The 16,392-nt window shown below is 62.8% G+C and carries 15 protein-coding genes; 4 read left to right on the top strand and 11 right to left on the bottom strand.

The features are described 5' to 3' along the window. Positions 1-237: 237 nt before the first annotated feature. The 11 genes from NL116_RS28995 to cbiE form a co-directional block, all read right to left on the bottom strand. Positions 238-1,248, bottom strand: coding sequence for a FecCD family ABC transporter permease (locus tag NL116_RS28995; protein ID WP_494375050.1), 1,011 nt, complete (start codon positions 1,246-1,248; stop codon positions 238-240). Continuing rightward, positions 1,245-2,192, bottom strand: coding sequence for an ABC transporter substrate-binding protein (locus NL116_RS28990; protein WP_494375049.1), 948 nt, complete (start codon positions 2,190-2,192; stop codon positions 1,245-1,247). The genes NL116_RS28995 and NL116_RS28990 overlap by 4 nt, the downstream gene beginning before the upstream one ends. Further along, on the bottom strand, positions 2,189-2,977 hold the full coding sequence (locus tag NL116_RS28985) for an ABC transporter ATP-binding protein (RefSeq protein WP_494375048.1): 789 nt from the start codon (positions 2,975-2,977) through the stop codon (positions 2,189-2,191). Before NL116_RS28985 ends, NL116_RS28990 begins: the two co-directional genes overlap by 4 nt. Before the next feature lie 242 nt (positions 2,978-3,219). After that, positions 3,220-4,602: a PepSY-associated TM helix domain-containing protein gene (locus tag NL116_RS28980; protein WP_494375047.1), complete on the bottom strand. Its 1,383-nt coding sequence runs from the start codon at positions 4,600-4,602 to the stop codon at positions 3,220-3,222. 128 nt (positions 4,603-4,730) lie between these two features. Next, the gene (locus NL116_RS28975; RefSeq protein WP_494375046.1) at positions 4,731-6,848 is read right to left on the bottom strand and encodes a TonB-dependent copper receptor; all 2,118 of its coding nucleotides are present in this window, start codon (positions 6,846-6,848) and stop codon (positions 4,731-4,733) included. A gap of 148 nt (positions 6,849-6,996) precedes the next feature. Next, on the bottom strand, positions 6,997-7,446 hold the full coding sequence (locus tag NL116_RS28970; protein WP_494375045.1) for a DUF2946 domain-containing protein: 450 nt from the start codon (positions 7,444-7,446) through the stop codon (positions 6,997-6,999). A 20-nt stretch (positions 7,447-7,466) separates the two neighbouring features. Further along, complete coding sequence (locus NL116_RS28965; protein WP_494375044.1) at positions 7,467-7,946, bottom strand: copper chaperone PCu(A)C; 480 nt, start codon at positions 7,944-7,946, stop codon at positions 7,467-7,469. 48 nt (positions 7,947-7,994) lie between these two features. Beyond that, positions 7,995-8,393 carry a DUF2946 domain-containing protein gene (locus NL116_RS28960; RefSeq protein WP_494375043.1) on the bottom strand — a complete coding sequence of 133 codons (399 nt, stop codon included), beginning with the start codon at positions 8,391-8,393 and terminating at the stop codon, positions 7,995-7,997. Between the two features lie 241 nt (positions 8,394-8,634). Beyond that, a complete protein-coding gene (locus tag NL116_RS28955) occupies positions 8,635-9,354 on the bottom strand; it encodes a cobalt-precorrin-6A reductase (RefSeq protein ID WP_494375042.1) in 720 nt (239 codons plus the stop codon). Continuing rightward, positions 9,351-10,448 (bottom strand): cobalt-precorrin-5B (C(1))-methyltransferase, encoded by a 1,098-nt coding sequence (locus tag NL116_RS28950; protein WP_494375041.1) that lies wholly within the window; start codon positions 10,446-10,448, stop codon positions 9,351-9,353. The genes NL116_RS28955 and NL116_RS28950 overlap by 4 nt, the downstream gene beginning before the upstream one ends. After that, positions 10,441-11,652: a precorrin-6y C5,15-methyltransferase (decarboxylating) subunit CbiE gene (gene cbiE, locus NL116_RS28945; RefSeq protein WP_494375040.1), complete on the bottom strand. Its 1,212-nt coding sequence runs from the start codon at positions 11,650-11,652 to the stop codon at positions 10,441-10,443. The genes NL116_RS28950 and cbiE overlap by 8 nt, the downstream gene beginning before the upstream one ends. Positions 11,653-11,795: 143 nt before the next feature. Between cbiE and cobG the strand changes: the two genes are divergently transcribed. The 4 genes from cobG to cobJ are packed head-to-tail and all read left to right on the top strand — an operon-like array spanning position 11,796 to position 16,156. Continuing rightward, positions 11,796-13,103 carry a precorrin-3B synthase gene (cobG, locus tag NL116_RS28940; protein WP_494375039.1) on the top strand — a complete coding sequence of 436 codons (1,308 nt, stop codon included), beginning with the start codon at positions 11,796-11,798 and terminating at the stop codon, positions 13,101-13,103. After that, positions 13,096-13,722 (top strand): precorrin-8X methylmutase, encoded by a 627-nt coding sequence (locus NL116_RS28935; protein ID WP_494375038.1) that lies wholly within the window; start codon positions 13,096-13,098, stop codon positions 13,720-13,722. The genes cobG and NL116_RS28935 overlap by 8 nt, the downstream gene beginning before the upstream one ends. Then, entirely contained in the window at positions 13,722-14,453 is a 732-nt protein-coding gene (locus NL116_RS28930) for a precorrin-2 C(20)-methyltransferase (protein ID WP_494378152.1), read from the top strand. The genes NL116_RS28935 and NL116_RS28930 overlap by 1 nt, the downstream gene beginning before the upstream one ends. Continuing rightward, positions 14,453-16,156 (top strand): precorrin-3B C(17)-methyltransferase, encoded by a 1,704-nt coding sequence (gene cobJ / locus NL116_RS28925; protein ID WP_494375037.1) that lies wholly within the window; start codon positions 14,453-14,455, stop codon positions 16,154-16,156. Before NL116_RS28930 ends, cobJ begins: the two co-directional genes overlap by 1 nt. Positions 16,157-16,392 lie beyond the last annotated feature (236 nt).

Here is a 16,392-nt window from a genome sequence, read left to right as displayed (position 1 = left end):
CGGAGGCCGGTCAGGGGGCTACTTTCTCAAGAGAATCGGCCGATTTCTGCCTGTCGCCACCGGCAACAATGCGCAGTTCTCAGCCGATCATGGTTACTAAGCGTGCTGGTTAAATCCGACGCAATCGAGGCTCAGCTCGAATGCAAATGCCGGGTCAAGTGCAATTCAAGCGAGCGGTCAGTACCGAGGCAATCAGGCAAGCCAGCTCCCACAGGTTCAGGGGTGTTCTTGCGAGCGTCAGCGGCGCCGCATCAGGCCGATGAAAAACAGCCCACCGATGGCCGCAGTGGCGACGCCAATGGGCAGGTCCTCCGGGGCAATCAGTGTGCGGGCGGCGACGTCGACCCAGACGAGGAAGAGACTGCCGAGCAGTACGCACACCGGCAGCAATCGCCGATGCTCTGCACCGACCAACCTCCGCGCAATGTGCGGCACCATCAGCCCGACAAAACCGATGGACCCGCTGATCGACACCAGCACCCCGGTCATCAGCGATGCAATCAAAAACACCCGCAACCGCACGCTGCGCGCATTCAGCCCAAGGGTCACAGCCGTCTGTTCTCCCGCCATCAACGCGTTCAACGGCCGGGCCATGCCCAGCAGCAACACCAGACCCAGCAACACGCTCACCGCTGGCACCGCGAGCAATTCCCAGCGCGCCAACCCAAGCCCGCCGAGCATCCAGAACATCACCGCCGAACTGGCGCGGTGATCGCCAAGAAACAGCAGCAAATTGGCCATCGCCATCATCACGAACGACACCGCCACCCCGCACAGCAGCAGCCGATCACTGTCCAGCCGCCCGTGACGATGGGCGATCGCCAACACGATCAACATGCTGACCAATGCACCGATAAACGCCGCCATCGGCAAGGTCAGCAACCCGACGATTTCACCGAGATGCAGCACTACAATCACTGCGCCCAAAGTTGCGCCGGAAGTGACCCCAAGCAGGTGCGGATCAGCCAACGGATTGCGCGTCACCGCTTGCAGCACCGCGCCGATCAACGCCAGCCCGGCGCCGACCAACGCACCAAGCAGCATGCGCGGCACACGAATCAGCCACACAATGTGTTCCTGCCCGGCGGTCCAGTCCACCTCGCCAAGCCCCAACACCTTGTGCAGCAAAATCCGCCCCACCACGTCCACCGGCACCTGCGCCGGGCCGAAACCCAGCGACACCACGCACGACACCAGCAACAACGCGCCGAGGGCCAGCAGCAAAAAGGCGTAACGATGATTGATCATTCGCCGTGGAAACTTTTGGCCAGGGTTTCAACCGCCAGCACGTTGTCGATGCCGGGCGTAGCCTGCACATACGGAATCACAATGAAGCGCTGGTTCTTGATTGCGTCCACCGATTGCAGTGCTTTGTTGTTCATCAGGAATTGCTCTTTCTGTTCGGCAGTGACTTCGCCGTAGTCGACGATCACGATCACCTGCGGGTTGCGCTCGACCACATTCTCCCAGTTGACCCGGGTCCAGCTCGCGTCGACGTCTTCGAGAATATTGCGCCCGCCTGCCGCATCGATCAGCGCTTGCGGCATGCCGAGGCGGCCGGAAGTCATGGCGCGGTCTTCACCGCTGTCGTAAAGGAACACGCGCGGTTTGTCCGCTGGCAGGTCCTGGCGCACCTTATCGACTTGCGCCTGCATCTGCGCGATCAAGGCGTTTGCACGGTCCTGCACGTCGAAGATTCTGCCGAGGGTGCGCAGGTCGTTGTAGGTGTCTTCGAGGCTGGCGGCTGGGCGCTTCATCACGAACGCGCAAGACTCGGTCAGCTCATAGACGTTGATGCCCAACGGTTGCAGGGTTTGCGGCGTCAGGTCTCCGCCCACGCGCATGCCGTAATCCCAACCGGCGAAGAAGAAATCGACGTTGGCGTCGAGCAGGGTTTCCACCGACGGGTACTTGGCGGCGAGCTCCGGCAAGCCGTCGAGGATGCTCTGCATTTCGGGTGTCACTGACTTCCAGCCGCTCACGCCGCTGTAGCCGGCCATGTTCGATTTGAGGCCGAGGGCGAGCATCATCTGAGTCATGTTGATGTCGTGACTGACCGCGTGTTTCGGCGCGTGCTTGAAGGTCACTTCGCGGTTGCAGCTCTGCACGGTCAGCGGGTAATGGGTGGCCTCGGCGAATGCCTGGGCACTGGCCAGCAGAAGGGCGGCGCACAGCAGGGGACGCAACGTCATGGTTGGGTTATCCAGGTAATTCGTGGGTAGCCGTGCAGGGGATGGTCGTCGATCAAGGCTTCGACGCCGAAAACGTTGTGCAGCAGCGGGGCGGTCAAGACTTCTTTGGGGGTGCCGCTGGCGACGATGCGACCGTGGTTGATCACGTACAGCCGATCACAGAAAGCAGCGGCGAGGTTGAGGTCGTGAATGCTGGCGAGGGTGCCGATCCGCAGGCGTTTCACCCGTTGCAGCAATTCCAGTTGATAGCGCGGGTCGAGGTGATTGGTCGGCTCGTCGAGGATCAGCAATTGCGGCTGTTGCGCCAGGGCGCGGGCGAGGATCACCCGTTGTTTTTCTCCACCGGAGAGGGTGGCGAAAGCATGGTCTTCGAAGCCGTTGAGGCCAACGGATTCCAGCGCTTGGGTCACGAGGTTTCGGTCGTCGACGGTGTCGCCATCGAACAGGCCTTTGTGCGGCGTGCGGCCCATGGCGACCACTTCTTCAACGGTCAGGCCGAAGGCGTCGGGGAATTCCTGCAAGACCACGGCGATGCGTTTTGCGCACCAGCGGGAGGATTGCTTCCAGACGTTGTGGTGATCGAGCTGGACCTCGCCGCTCTTGGGTTTGCTGAAGCGCCAGGCACAACGCAGCAAGCTGGTTTTGCCGCTGCCGTTGGGGCCGATCAACCCGACGAATTCGCCTGCGGCCACGTGCAAGGAGGCATCACGCAGCTGGAACTGGTGATGACAATGGCCGTGGTCCAGGGGTGTCCAGGCGAGGTGTTTGAGGTTCAGCGAGGTCATGCAGTTGCTCGGAGATTTTTGGTGGTGCTGATGGCCCCATCGCGAGCAAGCTCGCTCCCACATTTGATCTGTGTCGGTCACAAAATTTGTGTACCCAACAAAACTACTGTGGGAGCGAGCTTGCTCGCGATGCGGCCTTTGGATCAGAACAGTATTTTATGGTTATACAGTAACACTAATAATGATCGCGAGATAAGTGCGGGAAGTCTACAGGCCTCTCTAACCCGCGCATCTCGCCTGTTTCACGTTGAAGATGAGGCCGATTCAGTTTGTCGGGTGAAACGCGACAACAGCACGCGGTCCAGCACCCAGACCACCACCATCGAGGCCCCCACCAGCGGAAAGATCACGCCCAATGCGAGCATGATGACCGTCGCGGTTTTCCATTTCGGCAGGTCGTGGCGCAGTGGCGGTACACCGAACTTGCCTTGCGGACGACGCTTCCACCAGATCACCACACCACTGACGGAGCTGAGCAGGATCATCAGGCAAATCACCAGGACGATGATCTGGTTGACCCTGCCGAACATCTTGCCTTCATGCAGCATCACGCCGATTTCCGTAGCGCGGGCAACGGTGCCGTAGTGCTCGAAACGCACATCGGCGAGGACGTCGCCGGTGTATTGGTCGACGTGCAGCGTGGCGTCGTTGCGCGGGTCGTCGGCGAACACGGCAATGGTGAACACGCCCGTCGCGGTTTTCGGGAAGGTGATGCTGTAACCCGGCTCGACCTTGCGTTGCACGGCGATGTTCTGCACGTCTTGCAGGCTGATGGTCGGCGCGGCGGGGCCGGCCTGTGCACCGCCGTGGGCCATGTGTTCAGCGTGGTCGCCGCCGGACATCGGCATCGGCGTGTTTTCCATCGCCCAAGGCACGGTCTGTTGAGTGGCGGTGTTGAGGCTGCGCGCCTCGACATCGGACGTGGGCACGTTGTCCCACATGGCGGCCGGGAACACGTTCCAGACGCCGGCGTATTGCTGGCCCCAGAACCCGGTCCAGGTCATGCCGCTGAGCAGCATCACCAGCAGCAACGACGCGCCCCAGAACCCGGTGACCGCGTGCAGGTCACGCCACAACATACGACCGCGACTGCTCAGGCGTGGCCACAAAATGCCCGCCGCCTGGCCGCGCGGCCACCACAGGAACACCCCGGACACCACCAGCACGATGCCCCAACCGGCGGCCATTTCGATCAGTCGATCACCGACGGTGCCGATCATCAGCTCACCGTGAATGGCTCGCGCAATGGCCTGCAGGTTTTTCTTGGCGTCTTGCTCGCCGAGGATGTCGCCGTGGTACGGATCAATGAACACGTTGAGTTCGGTGCCGTCGTTGATCACGACGAACTGCGCGCTGCGTTCGGCGTTGACCGGGGGCAGGTACTGCTTGATCGTGGCTTGCGGATACGCCTCTTTCACCCGTTTGAGCAGGTCGTCGGCGGGGACCGTGTGATGGCCGGCCGGGACGTTCATCAGGCTGCCGTACATCAATGGGTCGAGTTGCGGTTTGAATAGGTAAATCGTGCCGGTCAGGGCCAGCATTACCATGAAAGGGGCCACGAACAGACCGGCATAGAAATGCCAGCGCCAGGCCAGGTTGTAGAAGTTCACTTTGGGCTGTTTCATCACGTGTGCTCCGCTTCGGCTTGGGTCTTTTGTTGTTGTCTGGTGACTGCTATGCAGTCATTCGCGAGCGGGCTCGCTCCCACAGGTTTCACTCTGTCCATGTGGGAGCGGGCTTGCCCGCGAAGCTTTTAGAAGCTCATGTCCACCTTGGTCCAGAGCGTTCGCCCCGGTTCTTTAATGGCCTGCGGGTCATTGGCCGGGTAGCCAAAACCGGCGTTGCCGGCCAGGTTCAAATGCTCGGCGTAGGCTTTGCCGAACAGGTTGTCGACGCCCGTACTGACCCTCCAGTGTTTGTCGATCCGGTAGGCACCGTTGAGTGAGAACACGCCGAACCCCGGGGTCTTGTCGAAGTCTTTGCCGACGACGTTGCCCTTGTTCTGGTCGATGCGATTTTGCGCTGCGACCACCCGCCACAAGGCGCCGGCGCTCCAGTTGTCTTCGCTGTAGGTCAGGCCGAAACGCGCATCCAGTGGCGGCATTTGCGGCAGTGCATTGCCGTCGCTGCTGTTCTTGCCCCAGGTGTAGGCCAGGGTCGCGTCGGCCTGCCAGTTGGAGGTCAGTTTGTAGGCCGCACCGAGCTCGCCGCCCATGATTCGCGCGTCGATGTTTTGTGCCTGCGAGAGGGTGCCCGTCGGGGTCGGGAGGTAGTTGAACAGGATGTAGTCGTGGACTTTGCCGACGTAACCCGAGGCCCAGGCGTCAAGGTCTTCGGTTTTGTATTGCAGGCCGAAGTCGAGCTGGGTGGTTTTTTCAGGCTTGATCGAATCGAAGGCATTCACGGAGCCGACAGGGCCGAGCTTGGGTGAAAACAGCTCCCAGTAATCCGGGAAACGTTCGGTGTGACCGAGGCCTGCGTAGAGGGTGGTCGGGCTGTCGGCCAGGTCATGCTCATAACGGACGAAGCCGCTTGGCAGGGTGTCGGCACGGGTGTCGTCGGCGGTCGGGTTGGGGCGTGTCGTCATCCCCGAACCGAGGGTTTGCCGGTAATCCTTGGCCGAGGCGCGGTCCAGGCGCGCACCGGTAATCAGCCGGTCACGGTCGGCGGCGTACCAGGTCAGCTCACTGAAAACACCGTAATTGTGGAAATCGGCGTCTTCGGTATAGGGCAGGTCTTTGTAGGTGTCGACGCCCATGCCGCCGCGCTGGCGGTGTTCGCTGGTTTGTGCATCGAGGCCGCTGATCAACTGCACATCGGCCCAACGCCAGGTGCCTTTGATCCGCGCACCGAGGGTTCGGCGGTCGACGTTCGAGGCCATCGGGCCAGACATCATCCCGGTGCCGGAGGGCGTGCGCAGGGTGTAGTTGTCCATCACGTGGTCGGCGTAGTTGTAGTAGATCTGCGCCTCGACCTTGTCCAGCACATCGCCGATGTTCGACTTCTCGAATCGCAGGCCCAGGCTTTCGCGCTTGAACTGCGAGCCGTCCATGCCGCGCCCGGCGTAACGCGCTTCGCCATCGCCCTTGCCGGCGGTCAGTTCCAGCAGGGTGTCGGCGTCCGGGGTCCAGCCGAGCATGACGTCGCCGTTCCACTTGTCGTAGCGCGAGGGCACGGTGTCGTTGTTGCCGTCGCGGTAGTCGTCGGAATGCGCGGTGTTGCCGATCACTCGCACGTAACCCAGCGGCCCGCCGGCGGCGGCGTCCAGCACTTTGTCGAAACGGCCGTTGGAGCCGCCCAGGACACTGGCGTTCACCCGCGTGCCGAGTTCGCCGAAGCTTTCCGGTTCACGGTCGAACAGGATGGTCCCGGCAGACGCGCCCGGCCCCCAAAGCACGGTTTGTGGACCTTTGATCACGGTGAGTTTGTCGTAGGTTTCCGGCGAGAGGTACGAGGTCGGCGCGTCCATCCGGCCGGGGCAGGCGCCCAGTAGCTGGCCGCCGTTGGTGAGGATGTTCATCCGCGAGCCAAACATGCCGCGCAGCACCGGGTCGCCGTTGGTGCCGCCGTTGCGCACGAGGGCGAAGCCGGGGATGGTTTTCAAATAGTCGGCACCGTCGCTGGCCGGAACCGGTTGGCGCGGGTCCTTGGGGTTGGTGACGATGGTCAGCGGCGAGCTGGGGGCGATCGCGGTGATCACCGTCGGGCTCAGTTCTTCGACATGGCCAGCGTGTTCATCGGCCAGCGCCATCGGGGTCAGTAAGGCGCCACAAAGGAATGCGGTGGCGTGCCTGAAACGAACACTGGCGTCGTTCAGGGCAAAAGAAGCTTGGGCAGTGCTCAAGCGTGAGTCAGCAGAAAACCTGGACATGACAATTTCCATCGAACGGCATAAACGACACGGCCGACAGCCGAGGCAGAGCCCCTGTGGGAGCGAGCTTTTGTGGTCAACCACAAAAGCCGTCTTCCACAGATTTGCCTGGCTGGCTTCTAAACCGTGTGAGATCAGAGGTGGGTGTTTACGCGACGATGGGCGGGGCGCGGGTTCGGGCGCCGGGGAAGACGGTTAGCCCGGCATGGCCCAGGCGGGGGGACGGGGTGGTGAAGGTGTTGGTGGGCGGGGTATCGAACGCTGTGAACGAAACACCGCCAGTCAGCGCCGGGCAGTTGAACAGCAGGCTGCAATAGCCGCATTTTTCCCAGATCGCATGGTGCGAGGTGGTGGGCGGGCAGTGTTCGGCAGCGGCTTGCGCACCGTGGTCGGCGTGCTCCGTCGCCGACATGTCCATGTTCATGTCCATCGACATGTCCATGGTCATTGCCGAGGCGCGTTGATCCATCGGCATCGACTGAGAAATCAGCGGACCGATAAAGATCATCAGCATGGCGAACAGGCTGATCCAGCTGCCGCGCGTCAGGCTCAAGGACTGACGGCGTGACGCGGATGACCTGGCGCTAGGCGGGCGCATGGCAGCGTCTGCTCAGCCGTTTACTGGGCGTGAGCGTGCATCTGCATGTCTTCTGGCGGCTTCTTCTGCACGGCGACTTCGACCGTCACGTCACCGGCCTTCTCGAAATGCATTGTCAGTGGGAAGCGTTTGCCGTCGCTCAACAGGCTACGGTCTTTCAGGTTGACCAGCATCACGTGGTAGGCCATCGGCGCAAACGTGACGTTGCCGCCCGCCGGAACATCGACGCTCGGCACCTGTTGCATCTTCATCAGATCGCCTTGCATCACGTGTTCGTGCAACTGGGCCTCGCCTGCGATGGGCGAGTCGACACTGACCAGCCGATCAGCGGTTTTGCCGCTGTTGTGAATCATGAAATAGGCGGCAACAGTCGGCGCGTTGGGCGGCAACTCCTGCGACCACGGGTGAGCGATTTCCAGCTCGCCGACGGCGTATTCGTGGGCATTGGCAAAGCAGGCAGGCAGCAGCAATGCGGCCAGAACGATGAGTTTGTTCAACATGGCAGTTCTCCAGAGCGATTCAAAACGCAGGTCAATTGCGAGAAGGAATCACACCAGAGGGGAGGCGCGGGGGTTGAGGCTCGGCCATTGCTGGCGCGGCGTGGGGATATCGAGTGTAGCGGCAGGCAGGCTTCGATTGGCCTCGAACTGCGCGAAGTACAGCTGCGGCTCATGCCCTGGCAGCGCCACGACAGGCGCTGCGCCCGAGCAACACCAGCAATGCTGCATGTTGGAATGATCGTCGCCTTGCGGCGCTTTCTGCCCGAGATCGCCCAGGGAAATCGCCACCATTTTCGTGCCGCTGGACGTGCAGAAACTGCCCCACAACAACTGGTCGGCAGGCGATTTCGCCGACTGCGCCATCGCATTGCTCATCGGCATGGCGAGCATGTTGAACAGCACTGCGAAGCAGGCGATCCAGGCAATTGCAAGCCGATGTCGGGACATGGGGAAATCCGTTTGAGAGGGCGATCAAGCGCGACTATTTAGCCTGATCAGGGCCGATAAGTAAAAAAGCGGCGTGCGGTGTGGTGTCGCAGTGCCATTGAACAGAAGTGTAGCGGCTTCGATTCAAAATGCTGGGGAATTGAGTTCAATTGAACCCTGTGGCGAGGGAGCTTGCTCCCGTTCGGCTGCGCAGCAGCCGTAAATCCTGCCAGCAGGGTGTGGCTGACCCTCGCCACAGGGGTTATTCGTCAACCAGGGCCGTCAAGACTTCGGTTACCGAAACAAACTCACGATCAACCTGTGGCAACACCGGCCGCTTCAACACAATCACCGGCACCCCACGCTCCCGGGCCACTTCCAGCTTCGGTTCCGTCGCAGTGCTGCCGCTGTTCTTGCTGATCAGCACATCAATCTGCCGACGTTCAAACAGCTCGCGTTCATCCTCGATCACAAACGGCCCCCGTGCGCCGATGACTTCGCAGCGGTCGTTGCCGGGGTAAACGTCCAGCGCGCGCAAGGTCCAGAATTGCTCCGGCGGGATTTCGTGCAAGTGCTGCAAGGGTTCGCGGCCGAGGGTGAACAAGGGGCGGTGGAAGGGTTTCAGGGCTTCGATCAGTTCGGCCCAGTTGCCGACTTCGCGCCAGTCGTCCCCGGCCTGAGGTTGCCAGGCTGGACGGCGCAGCGCCCAGCAGGGGATGCCGGTCAATTGCGCGGCCGTCGCGGCGTTGTGGCTGATGTGTGCGGCGTAGGGGTGGGTCGCGTCCAGCAGCAGGTCGATGCCCTCTTCGCGAATGAATTGCGCCAGACCTTCCGCGCCGCCGTAGCCGCCGACGCGCACCTGACAGGTCAGATCCGTTGGCACCCGACCCACCCCGGCCAGGCTGTAAATGTGTTCAGGCCCAAGGGTTCGAGCGATGGCCAGCGCTTCTGTCACGCCACCGAGCAGCAACATGCGCTTCATTGAAAAGCCCCCGCATGGCCGACAATCCCGCCCTGACGATCGATGGCAAACACTTCGACCTGGACCTGCGCCGGCACCACGCTGCGGGCAAACGCCAAGGCGTGCTGACACACCGCATCACCGAGGGCGATGCCCGCAGCGGCAGCCATCGCCAACGCCTGCTGGCTGGTATTGGCTTCGCGAATGGCCTGTTGCAGCGCTTGATCAGCACCGACCGCGGCTGCCCATTCCGCCAGTTGCGGCAAGTCGATGCTTGAATGGCGACTGTGCAAATCCATGTGCCCGGCCGCCAGTTTGCTGATCTTGCCGAAGCCGCCGCACAGGCTGAGTTTATCCACAGGCACTTTGCGCAGGTGTTTGAGCACGGCGCCGACGAAGTCGCCCATTTCGATCAGGGCGATTTCCGGCAAGCCGTAGACCCGGCGCATGGTGTCTTCGCTGGCGTTGCCGGTGCAGGCGGCGATGTGCAGGTAGCCGTTGGTTTTGGCGACGTCGATGCCTTGGTGGATCGAGGCGATATACGCCGCACAGGAGAACGGCCGGACGATGCCGCTGGTGCCGAGGATCGACAAACCGCCGAGAATCCCCAGACGCGGGTTCATGGTCTTCAGCGCCAGGGCCTCACCGCCCTCGACGTTGACGGTGACCTCAAAGCCGCCGCGGTAGCCGAGTTCTTCGGCCAGCAAGGTGAGGTGATCGGTGATCATTTTGCGTGGCACCGGGTTGATTGCGGGTTCGCCGACGGCCAGCACCAATCCGGGGCGCGTCACCGTGCCGACTCCACACCCTGCCTTGAAACGAATACCCGTTTCAGCGCTCAGGCGCACATGCGTGTACAGCAGGGCGCCATGGGTCACGTCTGGGTCGTCGCCCGCATCTTTGATGGTTCCGGCTTCGGCGCCGTCGTCGGTCAGGCGACAAAACTCCAGGCGCATCTGCACCTGCTTGCCCTTGGGCAACACGATCTCAACCGCGTCAGCACGTATGCCGGCCAACAACAGACGCGCTGCGGCCAGACTGGTCGCGGTGGCGCAGCTGCCGGTGGTCAGGCCGCTGCGCAACGGGGCGGGTTGTTCGGCGGTTTCGTCACGCATCGCGGGGCTTCGTCAGGTCCAGCAAGGTAATCGGCAGCGCCTGGCGCCAGGTGTCGAACTCACCCAGCGGCTGTGCCTGGGCAATGTGGATGCGGGTCAGCTCGCCGCCATGCTGTTCGCGCCAGGCCATCAGGGTCATTTCACTTTGCAGCGTGACCGCGTTGGCAATCAATCGACCGCCGGGTTTGAGTTGCGCCCAGCAGGTGTCGAGCACGCCTTCGCGGGTGACACCGCCACCAATGAAAATCGCGTCCGGACGTTCGAGGCCGGCCAAGGCCTGTGGCGCGTTGCCGCGAATCAATTGCAGGCCGGGAACGCCGAGGGCGTCGCGGTTGTGTTCGATCAGCAACTGCCGACCTTCATCGGCTTCAATGGCCAGCGCACGGCACGTCGAGTGGGCGCGCATCCATTCGATGCCGATCGAGCCGCTGCCGGCGCCGACGTCCCACAGCAGTTCACCCGGCACTGGCGCGAGACGAGCAAGGGTGATGGCGCGCACGTCGCGCTTGGTCAGTTGACCATCGTGTTTGAAAGCCGAGTCCGGCAGCCCGGCCAGTCGCGAAAGGCGCGGCGTGTCCGGCTCGGCGATGCATTCGATAGCGATCAGGTTCAGGTCGGCGATCAGCGGATCATTCCAGTCATTGGCCACGCCATCGATGCGCCGTTCGGCTGCACCGCCCAGATGTTCCAGCACGGTGAGGCGGCTCGGACCGAAACCGCGTTCGCGCAGCAGAGCGGCAATCGCAGCCGGGCTTTGACCGTCGTTGCTCAGCACCAGCAAGCGCACGCCGCTGAACACCTGCGCATTGAGGGCGGCGAGCGGCCGGGCAACCACCGAAAGCGTCACCACGTCCTGCAACGGCCAGCCCATTCGCGCAGCTGCCAGCGAGCATGAGGAGGGGACCGGCAGGATCTGCATGTCTTCAGCGGATACCTGGCGTGCAAGGCTGGCGCCGACGCCGAAGAACATCGGATCGCCGCTGGCCAGTACGCACACCGGCTCACCGCGACGGGCCAACAGCGGCTCAAGGGAAAAAGGACTCGGCCACAACTGCCGTTCGCCACGGATGCACACCGGCAGCAAATCCAGTTGTCGCTGACCGCCCATGATCCGCGAAGCGCGCAGCAGGGCATGCCGGGCGTTTCTGCCCAGGCCCTTGAAGCCGTCTTCACCGATTCCCACAACCGTCAGCCAGGGTGACATCTACCGTCCTCAAAAATAGTCCTCAACGGACTGTTCCGACGGGCAGGCTTTTCATGCCGCCCGACAAAGCAGGCATAATACCGCGCCTTCGCCCGCGAAGCGCCTTTCCCACACAGCCGGTCACCCCCTTGAACGAACGTCCGATGTCCACTGCCTTACGCCCCTCGGCCTGCCCGGGGTTGCTGCGTATTGTTCAGGCACTGGATGGCGGCATCTGCCGGATCAAGTTGAATGGCGGTTCGATCAGTGCCGATCAGGCCGACGCGGTGGCGAATGCTGCCGAACGCTATGCCGGGGGCGTGATCGAGGCGACCAACCGTGCCAACCTGCAAATACGCGGGATCGGCAGTGAACACGGTGCGTTGATCGAGAGCTTGCTGGCCGCCGGCCTGGGCCCGAGCAGCGCCGCTGGCGATGACGTGCGCAACCTGATGCTCAGCCCGAGCGCCGGGATCGACCGGCACCTGTTGATCGATACGCGTTCGTTGGCCGGGCAGATTCTTGCCACGCTGCAAAGCGATGCACGCTTGCACGACCTCAGCGCCAAATTTGCCGTGCAGCTGGATGGCGGCGAAGCCTTGGCGATGCTCGAACATCCCCATGACCTGTGGCTTTCTGCGATTGATCGTCACGGCGAACAACGCTGGGCCTTTGGTCTGGCCGGGTGCCCGACAGACGTGCCCGCCAGTTCGGTGGCGCTGGATCAGGGCCATGCGCTGGTCGTTGCGGTGCTGGAGCTGTTTCTGGAAGGGGCGCGTCCCGAGCAGACACGCATGCGCCATCTGCTCGCTGACTGTTCACTCGACGAGTTTCTCGCTCGACTGGCCGAGCGAGTGCCGCTGAAATCCATCGAAAGTTGGCAACGCAACGCAGGTCCTGACTTTTTGCACATCGGCGCTCATGCGCAGCGTGACGTCGAGCGTGTGTACATCGGCGCAGTGCCACCGCTGGGGCGGCTCGATCCCGCGATGCTGCGCGGTGTCGCACAACTGGCACGAGAACACGGCGATGCCAGCCTGCGTTTCACGCCGTGGCAAAGCCTCTTGCTGCCGGGGGTGCCTTTCGATAACGCAGCGCAAGTTATCCACACCCTCGAACAACTCGGCCTGCGCTGCTCGGCCGACGACGCCTTGGCTCAGCTGATCGCCTGCACCGGCTCGAGCGGTTGCGGCAAAGGCCAGGCCGACACCAAGGGCGATGCCCGGCAACTGGCCGCGCTGCTGCAACGTCAAGGGCGGGCGCTGAACGTTCACCTGTCGGGTTGCCCGCGTTCCTGTGCGGCTGCGCACATCGCGCCGATTACCTTGCTGGCGTTATCCGCCGGTCATTACGACCTTTATTTTCGCGATGCAGCACAGCCCGGCTTCGGCGCGCTGCACGCCCGCAATCTTACTATTGAAGCGGTCGCAGCCTTGCTCGACGACCGCTCACGGAGCCCCCTAGATGCTTGATTACATCCGCGACGGTCAGGAGATCTATCGCAACTCGTTCGCGATCATTCGCGCCGAGGCCAACCTCGACCGCATACCGGTCGACCTGGAGAAGCTCGCGGTACGCGTGATCCACGCCTGCGGCATGGTCGATGCCATCGACGGCCTGCAGTTTTCCGAAGGCGCGGGCAAGGCCGGGCGCGAAGCGCTGGCCGCCGGTGCGCCGATCCTGTGCGACGCGCGGATGGTCAGCGAAGGCGTCACACGCACGCGCTTGCCGGCGAACAACCAGGTCATTTGCACACTGCGCGACGACAGCGTTCCTGACCTGGCCCGCGAATTGGGCAACACCCGCTCCGCCGCCGCGCTGGAGCTGTGGCGTCCGCACCTGGCAGGCAGCGTGGTGGTGATCGGCAATGCGCCGACTGCGCTGTTTTACCTGCTGGAAATGCTCGACGCCGGTGCGCCGAAACCGGCCCTGATCCTCGGCTTCCCGGTGGGCTTCGTCGGCGCCGCTGAATCCAAGGCCGCGCTCGCCGCCGACAGTCGCGGTGTACCGTTTGTGATCATGCAAGGCCGACTGGGCGGTAGCGCCATGGCTGCCGCCGCCGTCAACGCCCTCGCCACGGAGATCGAATGATGCAGCAACCTGGACGCTTGATCGGCCTGGGCGTCGGCCCCGGTGATCCGGAACTGATTACCGTCAAAGCCCTGCGCCTGCTGCGCGAATCGCCGGTGGTGGCGTACTTCGTCGCCAAAGGCAAAAAGGGCAACGCCTTCGGCATCATCGAAGCCCATTTGCAGAATGCGCAAACGTTGCTGCCGCTGGTGTACCCGGTGACCACCGAAGCGCTGCCGGCACCGCTGTCGTACGAGCAAGTGATCAGCGATTTCTACGATGCGGCCGGTGAAGAGCTCGCCGCGCATCTGGACGCGGGCCGTGACGTGGCGGTGATCTGCGAGGGTGATCCGTTCTTCTACGGCTCCTACATGTACCTGCACGATCGTCTGGCGGAACGCTATGAAGCCGAAGTGGTGCCGGGCGTGTGCTCAATGCTCGGCGGCGCTTCGGTGCTGGGCGCGCCGTTGGTGTACCGCAATCAGAGTCTGTCGGTGCTGTCCGGCGTGCTACCTCACGACGACCTCAAGCGTCGGCTGGCCGATGCCGATGCGGCGGTGATCATGAAGCTGGGGCGCAATTTCCCCAAAGTCCGTCAGGTGCTCGAAGAACTCGGCCTGGCGGGGCGTGCGTTGTATGTCGAGCGCGCGACCATGGCCAACCAGAAGATCGTCCCGCTGGATCAGGTCGAGCCGATGTCCTCGCCGTACTTCTCGCTGATTATCGTTCCCGGCGAAAGGTGGCAAGGCTGATGGCCCGTCCCGTTCCGGCGATTGTCATTCTGGGCAACGGCAGCCTCGCGACCGCACGCAAGATCCAGCAGGTCTTCCCCGGCGCCTTGATTCATGGCCTGGCCGCACGGGTTGAAGGCGCGGACCGTGTTTATCACGAGTTCGGCGCGACCGTGCGCGAGTTCTATCTGCAGGACACACCGATCATTGCCTTGTGCGCGGCCGGGATTGTGATCCGAACCCTGGCGCCGTTGCTGCTGGAAAAGGGCGCCGAACCGCCAGTGCTGGCCGTGGCCGAAGACGGCAGCACCGTGGTGCCCCTGCTCGGCGGGCTGGGTGGCGTGAACGTCATGGCGCGAGAAATAGCGGCGGGGCTGGAGGTCGCTGCGGCGATTACCACCAGCGGTGAATTGCGCTTTGGCACTTGCCTGCTCAATCCACCCAGCGGTTATGCGCTCGGTGATCTGGAGCTGGGTAAACGCTTTGTCTCGGATTTGCTTGCCGGCCAGAGCGTGCGCATCGAAGGCGCGGCGCCGTGGCTGGCGCAGGCTCAATTACCGGAAAATCCCGAGGCGCAGTTGTCGATCCACGTCGGCAGTGCCGAACGCACACCGGCGACCAACGAATTGCTGATCTACCCGCGCAGCGTGCTGGTGGCGGTGAGCGCCGAGGTGGCGGACCTGCCGAACGCGATTCGTGCGGCGTTGCATGAGGCCAACATCGCCGTGCAATCGCTGGCGTGCCTGTTGGCCAGCGATCTGCACATGGCTAGCCCTGCGTTGCGCGAAGCGGCGCTTGAACTGGGCGTGCCGCTGCGGTTTGCGTCCGTCAACGGCGGCGTCAGCGAACTGGCCCGCCACACCGTGCCGAACGCTACCGTTGTGTCGGCGGATACCGACATCACCATCGCGGTGGCCAACGAGCCGCTGGAGCTTGCACAGATCGGGCGTGCACGTGGTCGTCTGGCCGTGATTGGCCTGGGTCCTGGCGCTGCCGAACTGATGGTGCCGGCGGTCAAGGCCGAACTGGCGCGCGCCGATGACGTGCTGGGGTATGAAACCTACGTGCGCATGGCCGGGCCATTTCGCGAAGATCAAGTGCTGCATTGCACCGACAACCGCGAGGAAATGCAGCGCGCTCGCCACGCCTTTGAACTGGCGGCCCAAGGACGGTCGGTGGTGGTGGTTTCGTCAGGGGATCCGGGCGTCTTCGCCATGGCAGCCGCCGTACTCGAAGCGCTGCACGCGTCGAGCGAGCCGGGCTGGCACAGCGTCGATCTGGAGATTCTTCCCGGCGTCTCCGCCTCCCTGGCAACGGCTGCTCAGGCCGGCGCACCATTGGGGCACGACTTCTGCGTGATGTCCCTGTCAGACAACCTCAAGCCTTGGGCAATCATCGAGAAACGCCTGGACCTGGCGTCTCAGGCCGACCTGGCGCTGGCGTTCTACAATCCGATTTCGCGCTCGCGCCCTTGGCAACTGGGTCGGGCACTGGAGATCGTCGCGCAGCACCGCACCGCTGAAACGCCGGTGGTGTTGGGTCGGGACATTGGTCGTCCGGGCCAGACGTTGCGCGTCACCACGCTGGGTGATCTGACCCCCGATCAGGTCGACATGCGCACCATGGTGCTGGTCGGTTCTTCCACCACCTGCGTGTTCCCGCGTGCCGAAGGTGGCCAGTGGGTGTATACGCCTCGTTGGTACGGCGACAAACCCGCTTCGTGAGTGCCGGCGGTCTCGTTCTGAAGCCGCCTTTATAATGGTCTGCCGTTAATGAACAGGAAGTCATGGCGGCGGGCTGTTCGAGGTTTTGATGTAAGTCGATGTTTTGTTCAAGTGTAAGAGGGCCGTCGACTTTGTTGATGATTGTCCTTTTTCTGGTCTGTTGCCTGTTGTTTTTGAATGCCTGAAGTTTCTGAATGTTGGGTTGGTCATTAATTGTTTGTTTTGTTCTTTGAGGC

The organism is Pseudomonas sp. FBCC-B1667 (assembly GCF_059133255.1).
Note: the sequence above shows the minus strand (reverse complement) of the source record. Positions and strands in the feature narration are given on the sequence as shown.

What these genes read in the sequence shown, in the direction of transcription:
- NL116_RS28990 (WP_494375049.1), bottom strand. Translation starts at nt 2,192, where the DNA reads ATGACGTTGCGTCCCCTGCTGTGCGCCGCCCTTCTGCTGGCCAGTGCC.
- NL116_RS28950 (WP_494375041.1), bottom strand. Translation starts at nt 10,448, where the DNA reads ATGCGTGACGAAACCGCCGAACAACCCGCCCCGTTGCGCAGCGGCCTG.
- NL116_RS28930 (WP_494378152.1), top strand. Translation starts at nt 13,722, where the DNA reads ATGCAGCAACCTGGACGCTTGATCGGCCTGGGCGTCGGCCCCGGTGAT.
- NL116_RS28985 (WP_494375048.1), bottom strand. Translation starts at nt 2,977, where the DNA reads ATGACCTCGCTGAACCTCAAACACCTCGCCTGGACACCCCTGGACCAC.
- cbiE (WP_494375040.1), bottom strand. Translation starts at nt 11,652, where the DNA reads ATGTCACCCTGGCTGACGGTTGTGGGAATCGGTGAAGACGGCTTCAAG.
- cobJ (WP_494375037.1), top strand. Translation starts at nt 14,453, where the DNA reads ATGGCCCGTCCCGTTCCGGCGATTGTCATTCTGGGCAACGGCAGCCTC.
- NL116_RS28975 (WP_494375046.1), bottom strand. Translation starts at nt 6,848, where the DNA reads ATGTCCAGGTTTTCTGCTGACTCACGCTTGAGCACTGCCCAAGCTTCT.
- NL116_RS28980 (WP_494375047.1), bottom strand. Translation starts at nt 4,602, where the DNA reads ATGAAACAGCCCAAAGTGAACTTCTACAACCTGGCCTGGCGCTGGCAT.
- NL116_RS28935 (WP_494375038.1), top strand. Translation starts at nt 13,096, where the DNA reads ATGCTTGATTACATCCGCGACGGTCAGGAGATCTATCGCAACTCGTTC.
- NL116_RS28960 (WP_494375043.1), bottom strand. Translation starts at nt 8,393, where the DNA reads ATGTCCCGACATCGGCTTGCAATTGCCTGGATCGCCTGCTTCGCAGTG.
- cobG (WP_494375039.1), top strand. Translation starts at nt 11,796, where the DNA reads ATGTCCACTGCCTTACGCCCCTCGGCCTGCCCGGGGTTGCTGCGTATT.
- NL116_RS28970 (WP_494375045.1), bottom strand. Translation starts at nt 7,446, where the DNA reads ATGCGCCCGCCTAGCGCCAGGTCATCCGCGTCACGCCGTCAGTCCTTG.
- NL116_RS28965 (WP_494375044.1), bottom strand. Translation starts at nt 7,946, where the DNA reads ATGTTGAACAAACTCATCGTTCTGGCCGCATTGCTGCTGCCTGCCTGC.
- NL116_RS28955 (WP_494375042.1), bottom strand. Translation starts at nt 9,354, where the DNA reads ATGAAGCGCATGTTGCTGCTCGGTGGCGTGACAGAAGCGCTGGCCATC.
- NL116_RS28995 (WP_494375050.1), bottom strand. Translation starts at nt 1,248, where the DNA reads ATGATCAATCATCGTTACGCCTTTTTGCTGCTGGCCCTCGGCGCGTTG.